This window comes from Cryobacterium fucosi (genome assembly GCF_004403515.1).
Taxonomy (GTDB): domain Bacteria; phylum Actinomycetota; class Actinomycetes; order Actinomycetales; family Microbacteriaceae; genus Cryobacterium; species Cryobacterium fucosi.
The window spans coordinates 89,711-106,393 of sequence record NZ_SOHH01000087.1 but is presented as its reverse complement, the minus strand read 5'-3'; the positions used below and the strand labels follow the sequence as shown (position 1 = coordinate 106,393).

General features: G+C 69.6%; 12 protein-coding genes. 8 read left to right on the top strand and 4 right to left on the bottom strand.

Annotated features, from left to right (window positions below; translation table 11 throughout):
- Window positions 1-17: 17 nt before the first annotated feature.
- Genes ndk through ileS form a run of 4 tightly spaced genes read right to left on the bottom strand, consistent with a single transcriptional unit; the run spans window position 18 to window position 5,758 of the window.
- Window positions 18-440 carry a nucleoside-diphosphate kinase gene (gene ndk, locus E3T48_RS12915; protein WP_134524449.1) on the bottom strand — a complete coding sequence of 141 codons (423 nt, stop codon included), beginning with the start codon at window positions 438-440 and terminating at the stop codon, window positions 18-20.
- Window positions 437-775: a DUF4233 domain-containing protein gene (locus E3T48_RS12910; RefSeq protein WP_166789731.1), complete on the bottom strand. Its 339-nt coding sequence runs from the start codon at window positions 773-775 to the stop codon at window positions 437-439. The genes ndk and E3T48_RS12910 overlap by 4 nt, the downstream gene beginning before the upstream one ends.
- Window positions 772-2,148 carry a bifunctional folylpolyglutamate synthase/dihydrofolate synthase gene (locus tag E3T48_RS12905; RefSeq protein WP_134524447.1) on the bottom strand — a complete coding sequence of 459 codons (1,377 nt, stop codon included), beginning with the start codon at window positions 2,146-2,148 and terminating at the stop codon, window positions 772-774. The genes E3T48_RS12910 and E3T48_RS12905 overlap by 4 nt, the downstream gene beginning before the upstream one ends.
- Window positions 2,141-5,758, bottom strand: a complete 3,618-nt coding sequence (gene ileS / locus E3T48_RS12900) for an isoleucine--tRNA ligase (protein ID WP_241986809.1) — start codon at window positions 5,756-5,758, stop codon at window positions 2,141-2,143. Before ileS ends, E3T48_RS12905 begins: the two co-directional genes overlap by 8 nt.
- Before the next feature lie 383 nt (window positions 5,759-6,141).
- Between ileS and E3T48_RS12895 the strand changes: the two genes are divergently transcribed.
- The 8 genes from E3T48_RS12895 to E3T48_RS12860 all read left to right on the top strand — a co-directional run bounded on the left by E3T48_RS12895 (window position 6,142) and on the right by E3T48_RS12860 (window position 16,682).
- The gene (locus tag E3T48_RS12895) at window positions 6,142-7,794 is read left to right on the top strand and encodes an ABC transporter substrate-binding protein (protein WP_134524446.1); all 1,653 of its coding nucleotides are present in this window, start codon (window positions 6,142-6,144) and stop codon (window positions 7,792-7,794) included.
- A complete protein-coding gene (locus E3T48_RS12890; protein WP_420898379.1) occupies window positions 7,791-8,813 on the top strand; it encodes an ABC transporter permease in 1,023 nt (340 codons plus the stop codon). The genes E3T48_RS12895 and E3T48_RS12890 overlap by 4 nt, the downstream gene beginning before the upstream one ends.
- Window positions 8,810-9,673: an ABC transporter permease gene (locus tag E3T48_RS17015; RefSeq protein ID WP_134524445.1), complete on the top strand. Its 864-nt coding sequence runs from the start codon at window positions 8,810-8,812 to the stop codon at window positions 9,671-9,673. Before E3T48_RS12890 ends, E3T48_RS17015 begins: the two co-directional genes overlap by 4 nt.
- Window positions 9,670-11,439, top strand: coding sequence for a dipeptide ABC transporter ATP-binding protein (locus tag E3T48_RS12880; RefSeq protein ID WP_241986808.1), 1,770 nt, complete (start codon window positions 9,670-9,672; stop codon window positions 11,437-11,439). Before E3T48_RS17015 ends, E3T48_RS12880 begins: the two co-directional genes overlap by 4 nt.
- A gap of 302 nt (window positions 11,440-11,741) precedes the next feature.
- The gene (valS, locus tag E3T48_RS12875) at window positions 11,742-14,324 is read left to right on the top strand and encodes a valine--tRNA ligase (protein ID WP_134524443.1); all 2,583 of its coding nucleotides are present in this window, start codon (window positions 11,742-11,744) and stop codon (window positions 14,322-14,324) included.
- Between the two features lie 9 nt (window positions 14,325-14,333).
- Window positions 14,334-14,780 carry a GNAT family N-acetyltransferase gene (locus E3T48_RS12870; RefSeq protein ID WP_134524442.1) on the top strand — a complete coding sequence of 149 codons (447 nt, stop codon included), beginning with the start codon at window positions 14,334-14,336 and terminating at the stop codon, window positions 14,778-14,780.
- Between the two features lies 1 nt (window position 14,781).
- On the top strand, window positions 14,782-15,048 hold the full coding sequence (locus E3T48_RS12865; protein WP_134524441.1) for a hypothetical protein: 267 nt from the start codon (window positions 14,782-14,784) through the stop codon (window positions 15,046-15,048).
- Window positions 15,049-15,251: 203 nt separating this feature from the next.
- The gene (locus E3T48_RS12860; RefSeq protein ID WP_134524440.1) at window positions 15,252-16,682 is read left to right on the top strand and encodes a protein kinase domain-containing protein; all 1,431 of its coding nucleotides are present in this window, start codon (window positions 15,252-15,254) and stop codon (window positions 16,680-16,682) included.
- The last annotated feature ends 1 nt before the right edge of the window (window position 16,683 follow it).

The following is a 16,683-nucleotide window of genomic DNA, read 5'->3' as shown; positions in this document are numbered from 1 at the left end:
GGAGTAGCGCCGAACGTTCAGTCGAACCAGAGGGCCAGCTCGCGGGCGGCGGACTCGGCCGAGTCGGAGCCGTGCACGAGGTTCTGCTGCACCTTTCCGCCCCAGTCGCGGCCGAGGTCGCCGCGGATGGTGCCGGGTGCCGCTGTCGTCGGGTCGGTCGTTCCGGCGAGGGCGCGGAAGCCGTCGATCACGCGTTCGCCGGCGATCCGGAGCGCGAGGATGGCGCCGCTTTCCATGAACTCGACGAGGGGCTCGAAGAACGGCTTGCCCTCGTGTTCGGCGTAGTGCTCCACGAGCAGCGACCGGTCGGGTTCGACCAGCTTCACGTCGACGAGGGAGTAGCCCTTCGCCTCGATCCGGCGCAGGATCTCGCCGGACAGGTTGCGGGCGACGCCATCCGGCTTGACCAATACAAGGGTTTCTTCGATCTGGGTGCTCATGAGCTCTCCTTCTGGTTGTCTATTCTGGTGCCGACGACCATGCAGTACGTCCACATGGCGGCAAACATTGCGCCAACGAAAAACATCGTGGGGTTGAGGAATCCGGTGGCGAGGACGATGGCCTGAATGCCCCAGCCGGCGTAGTACGACCAGCCCGGGCCGAGCAGTCCGATGACCGCGACCATCGCCAGGCAGAGCAACGCTCCCCCGCCGAGCGCGAGCCAGGCCGGCAGGGCGCCGAGCCCGAAGATGACCAGCGCGGCGAGGAGGACGACGACGATCTCGAAGCCCAGCACGATCGAGGCCAGGGACCGTTTCACCGAGCGTTGGCTCACTTCTTCAGCCATTCCCGCGCGTCGGCCAGGGCGATCGCCTCGCCGACGAGGGTGATCGAGCCGGTGACGATGACCGCGCGCCGCGGGGACTCCTCGGCCCAGTCCCTGGCGGATTCGAGGGCCTGGGCGAGGTCGTCGAACCGGATGGTGGAGTCATCCCCGGCCGTGCGCGCCACCAGGTCGGCGAGGTCGTCGACGGGGATGGCCCGCTCGGAATGCGACGCGGTGACGTGGAAGCGGGCGACGACGGGCTCGAGCGCAGCGATGATCCCGGCGGCATCCTTGTCGGCGAGGATGCCGACCACGGCGACGATCTCGTCGAAGTCGAAGTAGGCGACCAGCGCCGCGGCCAGGGCGGCCGCGCCGTGCGGGTTGTGCGCGGCATCCACCAGCACGGTCGGGTCGATGCCGACCAACTGCAGCCGCCCGGGCGAGGTGGCGGAGGCGAGGCCTTCCTCGACGAGGTCGTAGGCCAGTTCCTGGCTGCCGGCGCCGAGGAACGATTCCACGGCGGCGATCGCGACAGCCGCGTTCTGCGCCTGGTGGGTTCCGTAGAGCGGCAGGAACAGGTCCGGGTAGGTGCCGGCGAGGCCGCGCACCGAGATGAGCTGCCCGCCGACGGCGACCTGGCTGGCGAGCAGGGCGAAGTCCTCGCCCTCACTGGCCAGGGTCGACTCGGTCAGTTCGACGGCGCGTTCGAGCTCGGCCTGCGCCGGCTCGGCCTGCTTCGCCGTGACGACGGATGCCGCGGGCTTGATGATCCCGGACTTGGTGCGGGCGATCTCCGCGATGGTGTCGCCGAGGCGTCTCGTGTGGTCCAGCGCGATCGGCGTGATCACGGCGACCTGCCCGTCGGCGACGTTCGTGGAGTCCCACTCGCCGCCCATCCCTACCTCGATCACCGCGACGTCGACGGGGGCGTCGGCGAAGCAGGCGAACGCGAGAACAGTGAGCGCCTCGAAGAAGGTCAGCGGTTCGTCGCCGGCGGCGGTGAGTTCGTCGTCGACCATCCGCAGGTACGGGGCGATGTCGTCCCAGTTCGCGGCGAGGGCCTCGTCGTCGATCGACTCACCGTCGATCACGATGCGTTCGTTGAGCCGCACGAGGTGCGGGCTGATCAGCAGGCCGGTGCGCAGACCGTAGGCGCGGAGCAGGCTCTCGGCGATCCGGCTGGTGCTGGTCTTGCCGTTGGTACCGGTGATGTGGATGATCGGGTACACGGTCTGCGGGTCGCCGAGAAGTTCGAGGGCCCGCCTGGTCGGTTCGAGGCGGGGCCGCGGGGAGCCTTCGCCGACGCGGGCGAGCAGCGCGGCGAACACGGCGTCGCCGGCGCTCCGCCCGGCGTCGTCGGCTTGGGGGCTGGACTTAGACATGGATGAGTCCGTTCTCTCTGGCGACGGCGACCAGCACGGCACCCTGGTTCGCGTACTGCCCCGCTTCGAAGCGCACGTAGTGTTCGACCGGCGCACCGACCAGGTCGCCGAGCCACTCCGACGGCAGGGTCGTCGCCAGCAGCTGGGCGTCGGCGTCGCTCGCACGGTGGGTGGCGAAGCGGGTGGTGAGGGTTTCGGCCGGCACATCGACCCCGACGGCGAGGGCGAAGGTGGCCGCGTCCGCGTCGGCGAAGAAGACCAGGTCGAGGCGGATGCGATCGCTCACCTCGAATCCGGCGGACTTGCGGGTGTCCTGCACTGCCCGGATCAGGTCCCTGGCGAAGCCCTCGGCCTCGAGCTCGGCCGTCGTCGTCGTGTCGAGCAGCACGAAACCGCCGCCTTGCAGCAGGGCGAGGGCGGTCGTGTCGCCGGACTCGGCGCCCTGTCCTGCGCCGGCAGTCTGGCCGCCGGCCTGCAGCACCAGCTCGTACTCCCCCTGGGCGAGTTCGATCCCGCCGGCGGTGACGACGCCGTCGGTCTCGATCCAGTCGCCGGCGCGGGCGGCCTTGATCACCTGTTGCACCTGCTTGCCGAGGCGCGGGCCGGCGGCCCGGGCGTTGACGTTGAGCCGGGAGGTGACCCCGTAGGCGGTGGCGCTGCCGGCGGCGAGCTCCACCAGGGACACGTTCTTGACGTTGAGCTCGTCGCGCAGGATGGCCTCGAACGGTGCCATCGCCGCCGTGTCGGTGGTGACCACGGTCAGGTTCGCCAGCGGCAGGCGCACGCGCAGCCCGGCCTGCTTGCGCAGGGAGAGCACGGTGGAACTGATGGTGCGCACCTGGTCCATGGCGGCGACGAGCACGTCGTCGTCGGGGAAGAGCTCCGGGTCGGGCCAGTCCGCCAGGTGCACGCTTCGCCCGCCGGTGAGTCCCTGCCAGATGCGCTCGGTGACGAGCGGAAGAAGCGGCGCGGCCACCCGGGCGACGGTTTCGAGCACGGTGTACAGGGTGTCGAAGGCCTCGGTGTGGTCGACGGGACCGGTGGGCAACCCGGGTGTGGTCTCGACAGGCTCGACCACCGGCCCGGTGGTCGAGCCTGTCGAGACCCCGGTGGTCGAGCCTGTCCCGGTGGTCGAGCCTGTCGAGACCCCGGTGGTCGAGCCTGTCGAGACCCCGATGGTCGAGCCCGTCCCGGTGGTCGAGCTTGTCGAGACCCCGGTCGCTCCGACCCAGAACCGGTCGCGGGACCGGCGCACATACCAGTTGGTGAGCACGTCGGCGAAGTCCCGGAGCCGCGCGGAGGCCAGGGTGCTGTCCAGGTTTTCGAGGTCGGCGGTGACGTCCACGATCAGGGCGCGGGTCTTGGCCAGAAGGTAGCGGTCGAGCACGTCGGTGGAGTCGGTGCGCCAGCTCGCGTCGTAGCCGTTCTCGCCCGACGCGTTGGCGTAGAGGGAGAAGAAGTACCAGGTGCTCCACAGCGGGAGCATCACCTGGCGGGCGCCCTCGCGGATGCCTTCCTCCGTCACGATGAGGTTGCCGCCGCGCAGCACGGAGGAGCTCATCAGGAACCAGCGCATCGCATCCGACCCGTCCCGGTCGAACACCTCGTTCACGTCGGGGTAGTTGCGCAGCGACTTCGACATCTTCTGCCCGTCGCTGCCGAGCACGATGCCGTGGCTGACGACGTTCTTGAAGGCCGGGCGGTCGAACAGGGCGGCCCCGAGCACGTGCAGCATGTAGAACCAGCCGCGGGTCTGCCCGATGTATTCGACGATGAAGTCGGCCGGGTTGTGGCTGTCGAACCAGTCCCGGTTCTCGAACGGGTAGTGCACCTGGGCGAAGGGCATCGAGCCGGAGTCGAACCAGACGTCGAGCACATCCGTGATGCGCCGCATGGTGGACTGCCCGGTCGGGTCGTCGGGGTTCGGCCGGGTGAGTTCGTCGATGTACGGGCGGTGCAGGTCGGTGGGGCGCACGCCGAAGTCGGCCTCGAGTTCGTCGAGGGAACCGTAGACGTCGATCCGCGGGTAGTCGGGGTTGTCGCTCTTCCAGACCGGGATCGGCGAACCGAAGTAGCGGTTGCGGCTGATCGACCAGTCGCGGGCGTTGCCGATCCACTTGCCGAACTGGCCGTCCTTGACGTTCTCCGGAACCCAGTTGATGTCCTGGTTGAGCACCTCCATGCGGCCCCGGAAGTCGGTGACCCGCACGAACCAGCTGGAGACGGCCTTGTAGATGAGGGGGTTGCGGCAACGCCAGCAGTGCGGATAGGAGTGCTCGTAGCTGGCCTGGCGGAGCAGGCGGCCCTCGGCCCGGATCAGTTGGGTGAGCGGCTTGTTCGCGTCTGACCAGAGCAGGCCGGCGACCTCCGGCACGTCGGGCAGGAACTTCCCGCCGTCGTCGAGGGAGATGATCACCGGGATGCCGGCGGCCTCGCAGATCCTCTGGTCCTCTTCGCCGTAGGCGGGGGCCTGGTGCACGATCCCGGTGCCGTCCGCGGTGGTGACGTAGTCCGCCACGACGATGGTCCAGGCGTTCCGGGTGCCCCACACCGCGGTGTCCGCGTAGTAGTCGAAGAGCCGGTCGTAGGAGACGCCCTCGAGGTCGCCGCCGAGCACGGTGCGGGCGATCGCCGCGGTCGCGTCCGCGGCGGACTCGTAACCGAGGTCCTTGGCGTAGTTGCCGACGAGGTCGATCGCGATCAGGTACTCGGCGCCGAGCACCTCGGCCGCGGCATCCGCTCTGCCGGCCTCCTCGCGGAGGACGGTGGCATCCGGGGTGCCGTTCGGTCCGGCCGGCACGACGGCGTAGACGATCTGCGGGCCGACGGCGAGCGCGAGGTTGGTCGGCAGGGTCCACGGGGTCGTCGTCCAGGCGAGGGCGCGCACGGCGGTGAGGCCGAGCGCCTCCGCCTTCGCCCCGACCAGTGGGAACGTGACCGTGACCGTCTGGTCCTGGCGCATCTTGTAGACGTCGTCGTCCATGCGCAGTTCATGGTTGGACAGCGGGGTCTGGTCGCGCCAGCAGTACGGCAGCACCCGATAGCCCTCGTAGGCGAGGCCCTTGTCGTGCAACCGCTTGAAGGCCCAGATCACGGACTCCATGAAGGTGATGTCGAGGGTCTTGTAGTCGTTATCGAAGTCGACCCAGCGGGCCTGGCGGGTGACGTACTCCTCCCACACCTTCGTGTATTTGAGCACGGAGCTGCGCGCGACGGCGTTGAAGGCGCCGATGCCCATCTTCTCGATCTCACTCTTGTCGACGATGCCGAGCTCGCGCTCGGCCTCGAGCTCGGCCGGAAGCCCGTGGGTGTCCCAGCCGAACCGGCGGTGCACCTGCTTGCCGCGCATGGTCTGGAAGCGCGGGAACAGGTCCTTCGCATACCCGGTCAGGAGGTGGCCGTAGTGCGGCAGGCCGTTGGCGAACGGTGGGCCGTCATAGAACACCCACTCGGGCGCGCCCTCCCGGTTGTCGATCGACGCCTGGAAGGTGGCGTCGTCCTTCCAGAACGAGAGCACCTCGGTTTCGAGCTGGGGAAAGTTCGGTGACGGCACGATGGAGCCGGGCTGCTGGTCGGCCGAACCTGATTGCTGACCTTTGGGGTACGTCATGCTTCTCCTGGACGAGTCGGGCAGTTGTCTGGTTCCTGCGTCACGCAGGCCTGCCCTGTTCCACGAGGACGCCGACTCCGAAAGGGATCCGCCGCGGTACCACCTCGCTTGCCGCCCGGGTGAGCGGGCGACCGCTTGTTCAGAGGCTGTGACGGGCCCGACCCGTTCGGTTCTACCAGGCCCCGGGGGGCCGTTCTTCCGAAGACTCACCGGTGATGGCCGGATCGTAGTCATCCGTGGACGATTCTAGCCTGCCGCATCCGCCGAGTGGAATTCCCGGCCGCCACCAGATGTTTTACGATGGGACACTGGCGGCCCACCACGGGTCGGCTCCTCGACCAGCACACTCGGCCGTTCCCCTGCCCTGGAAAGAGATCCCCCTCATGCGTTCCTCGGTTCATTCACACCGCCCCGCCGCCATCGGGGCCGTCCTGGCCGCCGGCCTCCTGCTCACCTCGTGTGCCGCCACTCCCGGAGCCGGCGACGGCGCCACCCCGGTGAAGGGCGGCACCCTCACCTACGCCTCCGGCGATGCCGAGCCCACCTGCCTCGACCCGCACGTCGGCGGCAACTACCCGCAGGCCCTGGTGAGCACGCAGTACCTGGAGTCGCTGGTCTCCCGGGACGGCAACGGCGCCATCATCCCCTGGCTGGCCAAGTCCTGGACGGTAAGCCCCGACGGACTCGCCTGGGAGTTCACCCTCAAGGACGGCGTCACATTCACGGATGGGACACCGCTCGACGCGGCCGCCGTGCAGGCCAACATCGCGCACCTGCAGGACCCGAAGACGGGCTCCTCGACCGGCTACCTGGCGCTGGCCAAGGTCACGAGCACCGAGTCCGTCTCGGCAAACGTGGTGAGGTTCACCCTGGGCGAACCGGACAGCGCCCTCCTCGAATCGCTGACCCAGCCCTGGCTGGCGATCGAATCCCCGACCGGCCTGGCCCGTGGCCTGGATGAGAATTGCGTGGCCCCGGTCGGCACCGGCCCGTTCCAGGTCGAGAGCTGGGAGAAGCAGGACTCGGTCGTGCTCGTGCGCAACCCCGCGTACACGTCGCCGCCCGCCGACGCGGATCACACCGGCCCGGCGTACCTGGCCAGGATCATCTGGCGGTTCATCCCCGACTCTGCATCGCGGTTCGCGGCCCTGCAGGCCGGTGACGCCGACGTGATCGACAACGCCCAGCCCGACACGATCGTGCAGGCGGAGAAAGGCGACACGATCACCCACCTCGACGCGCCCCGGCCGGGCGCCTCGAACCGGATCGAGTTGAACTCGTCCCGGCCGCCGTTCGACGACCCGATCGTGCGGGAGGCCTTCATCCGCTCGGCCAACGTCGACGACGCCGTCACCAGCCTCTTCCAGGGCACGGCCAAGCGGTCATACTCCGCACTCTCCAGCGTGGAGGCCACCGCGGCCCAGCGACCCGACCTGTTCGGCTACGACGCCAAGGCCGCCGACAAGCTGCTCGACTCCGCCGGCTGGACGGCCCGCGACTCGGCCGGCTACCGGATGAAGGACGGCGCGCGCCTCACCGTCCAGTTCCCGGTCAGCACGAACCAGTCCATCCCCGCCGAGCAGTCCTTGTTCGAGCAGATCCAGGCGACAGCGAAGAAGACCGGCTTCGAGGTGGTGCTCACCCCGATGGACCTCTCCAGCTGGTACACGGCGCTCGGCGAGAACGGCTACGACGCCGTCAGCGCCCCGTACACCAAGGTCGGCCCCGACGTGCTGCGCATCCTCTTCGACTCCGCCGGTATCGTCCCCGCCCCCAGCGGCTACTTCGCCAACCACGCGCAGGTGAACGACCCCGAGGTGGACGCGCTGCTCACCGAGGCCGGGGCGGTGACGGATGCCGACAAGCGCACCGGCCTGTACACGGAGGTGCAGAACAAGGTGCTGGAGGGCTTCTACATCCTGCCGCTCTACGACCAGCAGAACCACTACCTGTTGAGCTCCCGAGTCTCCGGCGCCCGCGCGATGCCGACCGTGTCGACTCCCACGTTCTACGACGCCTGGCTGCCCGCCGAGTGACCGACGCCGCGGCAGGCGCGCTGAGGCCGGATGGAGCACCTCGCTCCGCCCGGCCGGTTCGGGTACGCCCGCGGCCCGCTGTCCGCCGAACGCTGCCCGGCCTGCTCGCCGCCCGCCTGGTCGGGGCGGTGTTCGTGCTCTGGGCCGTGGCCACGATCACCTTCGTCGCGATCAGGCTGATCCCTGGCGACCCGGCCGAGGCCATCCTGGGCGGTCCGGGCTCGCAGACGTCGCCGGAGGCCCTGGCCGCGGTGCGGGCCCGGTACGGTCTCGACCAGCCCGTCGTCGTGCAGTACCTGGCACAACTGGGCCGGCTGGCAAGCGGCGACCTCGGCCGCTCCTACGCTCTCAAACAGGATGTCACCCCGCTGCTGGTCGGCCAGCTCGGCGGGACCCTGCTGCTGGCGGCACTGGCGCTCGTCGTCGCCTGGTTGTTCGCGCTCGTGCTCGCCACCTGGTCCACCCGCGGCGGCCGCTTCGCCTGGTACCTCGGTTCGGGGCTGGAGATCGTCGCCGCGGCACTGCCCCACTTCTGGCTGGCCACCGCCCTGATCGTGCTGTTCAGCGTCTGGCTGGGAGCCTTGCCGCCGATCAGCACGCCGGGCCCGGCCGGCCTCGTGCTGCCCGTGCTCACCCTCGCCATCCCGCTGGCCGGGTTCCTCGGCCAGATCATGCGCGAGTCCCTGCTCACCGCGCTCGAGTCGCCGTTCGTGCTCTCCGCCAGGGCCCGCGGCGAGGGCGAACGCGGCGTGCGCTGGATCCACGCCCTCCGGCACGCGTCGCTGCCGGCGATCAGCCTCTCCGGCTGGGCCTTCGGTTCCCTGGTCAGCGGCGCCGTCGTGGTGGAGACCATCTTCGCCCGGCCCGGCCTCGGCCGCACGATGCTGAACGCCGTCACCGTGCGCGATGTGCCCGTGGTGATCGGGGTCGTGATGATCGTCGCCGTCGGCTACATCCTGATGACCGTCGTCACCGACCTGGCCCAGTGGATCGCCGACCCGCGATTGCGCCGGCGATGAGCGACCTCGAGATCCAGGCCGACCTCGGCCGGCAGGCTCGGGCGCGGTCGCCGCGCCGACGCCGGATCGGCGCCGCCGAGGCCCTCGCCGGGGCGTTCGCACTGTTCCTCATCACGGCCGCGTTCGCGCCGTCTCTCGTGGCGCCGGGTGACCCCCTGGCCATCGACCCGTTGTCCGCCTTCCAGCCGCCGAACCTCGCACACTGGTTCGGCACCGACGAGTCCGGCCGGGACATCTTCACCCGGGTGAGCCACGGCACCGGGGGCTCCCTGGTGATCGGCACGCTGGCCACGGCGATCGGACTCGGCCTCGGGATCGTGCTCGGCACCATGGCCGGGATGCTCGGGCGGGTCGTCGACTTCACCGTCAATCGGTTCCTCGAGGTGCTGTTCGCGTTCCCCGGCCTCCTGCTGGCCCTGCTCGTGATCCTGGTCTTCGGGCCGGGGGCGCAGACGGCGACCGTGGCCGTGGGGCTGGCGACGGCGCCCGGCTATGCCCGCATCATCCGGGCCCAGCTGATCTCGGTGCGGTCCGCGGCGTTCGTCGAGGCCGCCACCGTGCTCGGCCGTGGCCGCTGGCAGATCCTGGTGCGGCACATCCTGCCGAACACCCTGGCGCCGCTGTTCGTGCTCGGTACCCTCGGCATCGGACAGGCCGTCGTCTGGGCGTCGGCGCTGAGCTACCTCGGGCTCGGCGCCGCCCCGCCGGCCGCCGAATGGGGCGCCATGCTCTCGGCCGGGCGCACCTACATCACGTCGGCCTGGTGGATGGCCTTCTTCCCCGGGCTGTTCATCGTGCTCACCGCGGTCACCGCGACAAGCCTCGGACGCGCCCTCGAACGACGGGCGCGCCACGCATGAGCCCGGGAACCGGCGCCACCGCCAACCGCCGGGCGACACCCGGCCCGCTCGTGTCCATGCTCCGGGTGCGGGACCTCGCGGTGGGGTTCGGCCCCCGGCCGGGCACCGATCCGGTCATCGCCGGGATTTCCTTCGACATCGCCCCCGGCGAATGCCTGGCGCTGGTCGGCGAGTCCGGCTCCGGTAAGAGCGTCACCGCCCGGAGCCTGCTCGGCCTGGCCGGCGACGGCGCCTGGCTGCAGGCCGCCGAACTGGCGATCAACGGCAGCGACGTGCTCGACCTGTCCGACGCGCAGTGGCGACGCCGGCGCGGCCGCGACGTCGGCCTGGTACTGCAGGACGCGCTCGTCTCCCTCGACCCGCTGCGACCGATCGGCCGCGAGATCGCCGACTCCCTCCGGCTGCACACCACCCTCGACCGGGCGGCGCGCCGGGCCAGGGTGCAGGAGGTGCTCGAACGGGTGGGGCTGCCGGACGGCCGCAGCCGGGTGCGGCAGCGTTCGGGCGAGCTGTCCGGAGGGCAGCGCCAGCGCGCCCTGATCGCATCCGCGATCGCCCTCGACCCGCCGCTGCTGCTCATCGACGAGCCGACGACGGCCCTTGACGTGACGGTGCAGGCGCAGATCCTCGACCTCCTGGAGAGCCTCAAACGGCATGGGACGGCCATCCTCCTGATCAGCCACGACCTCGCCGTGGTGGGCCGGATCGCCGACCGGATCGCCGTGATGAGCGCCGGGCGGATCGTGGAGCAGGGGCCGGCCGCACGGCTGCTCGCCTCGCCGCGGCAGGAGCAGACCCGGCGGATGATCGCCGCGATTCCAATCGACAAGCCGCGCGGCACGCGCCTGGCCTCTCCCGGTGACCGGGCGGATGCTCCGGCGACCCCGCTCTCACCGCCCGCCTTCCACGTCTCAGCGCCCGCGGCGGCGGCGGCCTCTTCCGCGTCTCCCGCGCACGACCTCGCCTCGGGCGAGGTCGTGCTGGAGGCGATCGGACTCGTCAAGACCTTCCGGCGACCGGACGGCCGCGACCAGCTGGCGGTGGACGGGGTCTCGTTCCGGCTCGCCCGCGGCACCACCCTCGGTCTGGTCGGCGAGTCCGGGTCGGGCAAGACGACGACGGCGCGGCTTCTGCTGGCGCTCAGCCTGCCGGATTCGGGCGAGGTGCGGGTGCTCGGGCGCCCGTTCAGCGCCGCCACCGAGCGGCAACGCCGTCGACTGCGCCCGGAGCTCGGCGCGGTGTACCAGGATGCCCTCAGCTCCTTCGACCCTCGGCTGACGGTCGACGCGGTGCTGCGCGACGCCGTCCGGGGCGCGCGCCGCGCGGCGCGAACCGGATCGGCGGGGGCCGGGACCGCCGCCCGCGACCGGGCCAGGGTACTCGAGCTACTCGACCAGGTGTCCCTCCCCAGAACGCTCCTCACCAGGCGGCCGCTGTCGCTTTCCGGCGGCCAGCGCCAGCGGGTCGGTATCGCGCGGGCGCTCGCCTCCGAACCGCAGATCCTCGTCTGCGACGAACCGGTGTCGTCCCTCGACGTGACCGTGCAGGCCCAGGTGCTCGATCTCCTCGACGAGCTGCAGCGCGAACGCGGCCTCAGCCTGCTCGTCATCTCCCACGACCTGGGCGTGATCCAGCACGCCAGCGACCAGGTCGCGGTGATGCTGGACGGCAGGATCGTGGAGACCGGTGCGACGGCGCAGGTGTTCCGGGCGCCGCGGCATCCGTACACGCAGTCCCTGCTCGCCGCGGTCCCCCGGCTCGCCTGAGGGCTCCGGCCGGTTTCGACAGGCTCAACCACCGGCGGCCGAGCCCCGGCGGTCGAGCCCCGGTGGCCGAGCCCGTCGACACCCCGGCGGCCGAGCCCCGGTGGTCGAGCCCGTCGAGACCCCGGTGGTCGAGCCCGTCGAGACCCCGGTGGTCGAGCCCGTCGAGACCGCGGCGGCCGGTTCCGACAGGCTCCACCACCGCCGGAATCGGCGGGGAACAGGGCATCCGGTAGATTGGGTCAGGCCCAACACTCAGGCATCTCACCAAAGACACGGTGCCGCACATACACAAACGGAGAAACATGACCGCCGCCAGCGTTCCGGATAAGCCGGCCCTCGAGGGTCTCGAAACCAAGTGGGGCGGCAGCTGGGAAGACTCCGGCACCTACCGGTTCGACCGGGGCTCCGCCACCCGCGCGAACATCTTCTCCATCGACACCCCGCCGCCGACCGCCTCCGGTTCGCTGCACATCGGGCACGTGTTCTCGTACACCCACACGGATGTGATCGCCCGGTTCCAGCGCATGCGCGGCCGCGACGTGTTCTACCCGATGGGCTGGGACGACAACGGCCTTCCCACCGAACGCCGCGTGCAGAACTACTACGGAGTGCGTTGCGACCCCTCGCTCCCCTACGCGGCCGACTTCACCCCGCCCTTCGAGGGCGGCGACGGCAAGAGCAGCAAGGCCGCCGACCAGCTCCCGATCGGCCGACGCAACTTCATCGAACTGTGCGAGCGACTCACCATCGAAGATGAGAAGCAGTTCGAGGCCCTCTGGCGTACCCTCGGCCTGAGCGTCGACTGGACCCAGACCTACCGCACGATCGGCCACGACTCGCTGATCACCTCCCAGCTCGCGTTCCTCGGCAATGTCGAACGCGGCGAGGCCTACCAGGCCATGGCGCCGACCCTCTGGGACGTGACCTTCCGCACCGCGGTCGCCCAGGCGGAGCTCGAAGACAAGGAGATGCCCGCCGCCTACCACCGGGTCTCGTTCCGGAAGCCAGACGGCGGCACCATCGAGATCGAGACCACCCGCCCCGAGCTGCTCCCCGCCTGCGTAGCCCTCGTCGCGCACCCCGACGACGAACGGTACACGGCACTCTTCGGCAGCGTTGTGCGCACCCCGCTCTTCGACGTGGAGGTGCCGATCCTTGCGCACCACCTCGCCCAGAAGGACAAGGGCAGCGGAATCGCGATGATCTGCACCTTCGGCGACGTGACCGACGTAGTCTGGTGGCGCGAACTCGACCTGCCCAACCGCGCGATCATGGGCTTCGACGGCCGGATCATCGCCGAGACCCCCGACGTCATCGTGAGCGAGGCCGGCCGCGCCGCCTACGCCCAGCTGGCCGGCAAGACGGTCTTCTCCGCCAAGCAGGCCGTCGTGGAGCTGCTCCGTGCGAGCGGCGACATGATCGGCGAGCCCAAGCCGATCGTGCACCCGGTCAAGTTCTTCGAGAAGGGCGACAAGCCGCTCGAGATCGTGTCGACCCGCCAGTGGTACATCCGCAACGGTGCCCGCGACGAGGTCCTGCGCTCCCGCCTGATCTCCCACGGTGCCGACCTGCAGTGGCACCCCGAGTTCATGCGGGTTCGCTACGAGAACTGGGTGAACGGCCTCACCGGCGACTGGCTGATCTCCCGCCAGCGCTTCTTCGGCGTGCCCCTGCCCGTGTGGTACCCGCTGGATGCCGACGCCAACCCGGTCTTCGACCAGCCGATCGTCGCCACCCGCGATCTGCTCCCGGTCGACCCGTCTTCCGATACCGCCCCCGGCTACAGCGCCGACCAGCGCGGGGCCGCGAACGGTTTCGTCGGCGAGGTTGACGTGATGGACACCTGGGCCACGTCGTCGCTCACCCCGCAGCTCGCCGGAGGGTGGGAACGCGACCCGGACCTGTTCGACCTGGTCTACCCGTATTCGCTCCGCCCGCAGGGCCAGGACATCATCCGCACCTGGCTGTTCTCCACCCTGCTCCGCGCCGAACTCGAACACGGCGTCTCACCGTGGCAGCACGCGGCGCTGTCCGGCTTCATCGTCGACCCCGACCGCAAGAAGATGTCCAAGTCCAAGGGCAATGTGGTGACCCCGGCCGACATGCTCGAACAGCACGGCTCTGACGCGGTGCGCTACTGGGCCGCGTCCTCCCGCCTGGGCACGGATGCCGCGTTCGACCCGAAGAACCCGACCCAGATCAAGATCGGCCGTCGCCTCGCGATCAAGATCCTGAACGCGTCCAAGTTCATCCTCGGCTTCGACGGCGCCGCGGATGCCCCGGTCACCGAGCCGATCGACCAGAGCATGCTCGCCCGGCTCAGCGTCGTCGTCGGCGAGGCCACGGCCGCATTCGAGGGCTACGACCACGCCCGTGCGCTCGAACTCACCGAGAGTTTCTTCTGGACCTTCTGCGACGACTACCTCGAGCTGGTCAAGGAACGCGCCTACGGAGAGAGCGGCGCAGGGCAGGCGTCGGCCGTCGCCGCGCTCCGCACCGCCCTCGCCACACTGCTGCGCCTGTTCGCGCCGTTCGTGCCGTTCGCCACCGAAGAAGCCTGGTCCTGGTCCAACGACGGATCGGTGCACCGTGCGCCGTGGCCGAGTCAGGCCGAGCTCGCGGCGGGCGGTATCGGCAACGTCGCCCTGCTCGATCTGGCAAGCCGGGCCCTGACCGGCATCCGGCGCGCCAAGACCGATGCGAAAGCTTCCCAGAAATCTGCCGTCGCATCTGCTGTAATTAGCGGAACGGCCGCTGAGGTTGCCCTGCTCGCGCAGGCCTCCGCCGATCTGCGGGCCGTGGGTCGTATCTCGGAATTGGTTTTTGTGGATGGCAGCGTATTGGCTGTCACCGACATCGTGCTCGACACGGTGCCGGAGAGATAGGAGAACCGGATGTCAATCAAGGTACGAACACTGGGCGACAAGGACTTTTTCTCGTGGTTAGGCCTCTTCGAGGGCTACAGCGAGTTCTACAAGAGTGCGCTCACCGATGAGAAGGCGCTCCAGGTCTGGAGCTGGATCATCGACAAGAACCACGTGCTCGCCGGAGCGGTCGCCGTCAATGACGAGGGCGACCTCATCGGGTTCGCACATTACCGCGAGGTGCCCAACACGCTCAGCGCCACCCGCGGGCTCTACCTCGACGACCTGTTCGTGGTCCCCGAATCGCGCAGCACCGGGGTGGGACGCGCCCTGATCGAATTCGCCAAGCAGTACGCCACGCAGCACCATCTCAGCACCATGGCGTGGATCACGGCGACCGACAATGAGGAGGCCCAGCGCCTCTACGACGATGTCGCCACCCGCACGGACTGGGTGACCTACGAGATCGAGCTCTAGAGTGCAACTGGGAAGCCGCTTCCCGCTCGGCGGACCGGTTCCCCCGGGTCTGCCGCACGTGGTCGAGATCGCGATCCAGGCGGTCGAGGAGGAACTCGCCGCCCTCGGCGAGGACAACAGCGCCTGGCGCTGGACACTGACCTGGCTTGAGGCCCAACCGGTGCTCGAGCTCGACGACGGCACCGTCATCCGGTACAACCCCGGTGAGGACAGCGCCACCATCACCCAGCCTGCCGTGCCGGTCGAGGACGACGAGGACTGGATCTAACCGACTGGATTCAGCCGGCTTGACCGGGGACCGCCGGCCTGACCCTGACTGGATGTCACAGGCAACGACTGCCGTGGCCTCACAGCAGACCCCGAGGTCAGAGATTTCGACGTTCGCCGTGACATATCGGCCTCGAGCTACGTCCAATGAGTGGACACGCCGGACCGCCGGTGGTGGAGGCGGCACGAAACGAGGGCGCTCATATGGATGTCATAACCACGGCCCGGCGCTTGCCTGAGGTCGCTGAGGCCGGCGCACCGCGGCTGCGCGGACGATACCGGTTGCAGGAACTGATCGGCCGAGGCGGCACGGGGTCGGTCTATCGCGCCAGGGACGAGTCACTGGGTCGCGACGTCGCCGTCAAGGTCTTCGACGCGACCGCAACGAGCGAGAAGGACATCCGTCTGCAGGAAGACGAGGTGAACCTCGTCGCGAGCCTGAACCACCACAGCCTCGTCACCCTGCTCGACGCGGGCGTCGACCGAACGGATGCTGCCCGGCCCCGCGTCTACTTCGTCATGGAGCTCGTCACGGGCGCCGATCTCAAGGTCAAGCTCGAGCGCGGTCCGCTCACTCCTCGCCAGATAGCGCACATCGGCTTCGACCTGGCCGAGGGCCTGCAATACATTCACCATCGGGGCGTCGTGCATCGAGACGTGAAGCCGGCGAACATCCTGCTGGTGGACTACAGCCAGGGCAGCGCACGGCACCACGCGAAACTCACCGACTTCGGCATCGCCCTGGTCGGCGCCGCCCCGGGCGGGGACACGGACACCGTCACGACGGGGACTGCCGCGTACCTCAGCCCCGAACAGGCGCGGGGACAGAAGCTGGGGTCGGCCAGCGACATCTACTCGCTGGGGCTCGTGCTCCTCGAGTGCTTCACCCGCACCGTTGCCTTTCCCGGCGACCCGATCCAGTCGGCACTGGCCCGGCTGCGAAACGATCCGACCATTCCGCACGGCATCGCCCCTGAATGGAGGGCGCTCCTGGCGGCCATGACCGCCCGCAACCCGAAAGACCGTCCGTCCATCCACGATCTGGTCCCGGCGCTGCGCCAGCTGGTGACCGCCGAGACCGGCCGGCACAGGGATATCGGGTCCTCTCCCGAGCCCTCGCCCGAGGAGGCCCGGATGCGCGCGGTTGCGCGCTATCGGCTACCGGAGGCACCGGTCGACGGCGCCTTCGATCGGATCACGGCGATTGCCGCCCGCGTATTCTCGGTTCCGGTCGCGCTCGTCACGATCGTCGATCACGATCGGATCTGGTTCACGTCCCACCACGGACTCGAGATCGACCACATCGACAGGCACCCCGGGCTCTGCGCCTCGGCGATCCTGGATGACATGCCCTGGGTCGTGGAGGATGCCCGGTTCGACCCCCGGACACTGGCCAACCCCCTCGTCGCCGGCGATTTCGGTCTCCAGTTCTACGCCGGGGCGCCCCTGCGCACCCGCGACGGACATAACCTCGGCACGCTGTGCGTGCTCGACTACGAACCGCGCGTGGCCACGGAACAGGAACTCGCCACCCTCGGGGACCTCGCGGCACTTGTCATGAGCGAGATGGAACTGCGCCTGGAGAGCCGACGATCCATGGTGGCCCTATCGAGCGCTACTCCGACACCGAGCTGAA

What these genes read in the sequence shown, in the direction of transcription:
- valS (WP_134524443.1), top strand. Translation starts at nt 11,742, where the DNA reads ATGACCGCCGCCAGCGTTCCGGATAAGCCGGCCCTCGAGGGTCTCGAA.
- E3T48_RS12895 (WP_134524446.1), top strand. Translation starts at nt 6,142, where the DNA reads ATGCGTTCCTCGGTTCATTCACACCGCCCCGCCGCCATCGGGGCCGTC.
- E3T48_RS12905 (WP_134524447.1), bottom strand. Translation starts at nt 2,148, where the DNA reads ATGTCTAAGTCCAGCCCCCAAGCCGACGACGCCGGGCGGAGCGCCGGC.
- E3T48_RS12870 (WP_134524442.1), top strand. Translation starts at nt 14,334, where the DNA reads ATGTCAATCAAGGTACGAACACTGGGCGACAAGGACTTTTTCTCGTGG.
- ileS (WP_241986809.1), bottom strand. Translation starts at nt 5,758, where the DNA reads ATGACGTACCCCAAAGGTCAGCAATCAGGTTCGGCCGACCAGCAGCCC.
- E3T48_RS17015 (WP_134524445.1), top strand. Translation starts at nt 8,810, where the DNA reads ATGAGCGACCTCGAGATCCAGGCCGACCTCGGCCGGCAGGCTCGGGCG.
- E3T48_RS12860 (WP_134524440.1), top strand. Translation starts at nt 15,252, where the DNA reads ATGGATGTCATAACCACGGCCCGGCGCTTGCCTGAGGTCGCTGAGGCC.
- ndk (WP_134524449.1), bottom strand. Translation starts at nt 440, where the DNA reads ATGAGCACCCAGATCGAAGAAACCCTTGTATTGGTCAAGCCGGATGGC.
- E3T48_RS12880 (WP_241986808.1), top strand. Translation starts at nt 9,670, where the DNA reads ATGAGCCCGGGAACCGGCGCCACCGCCAACCGCCGGGCGACACCCGGC.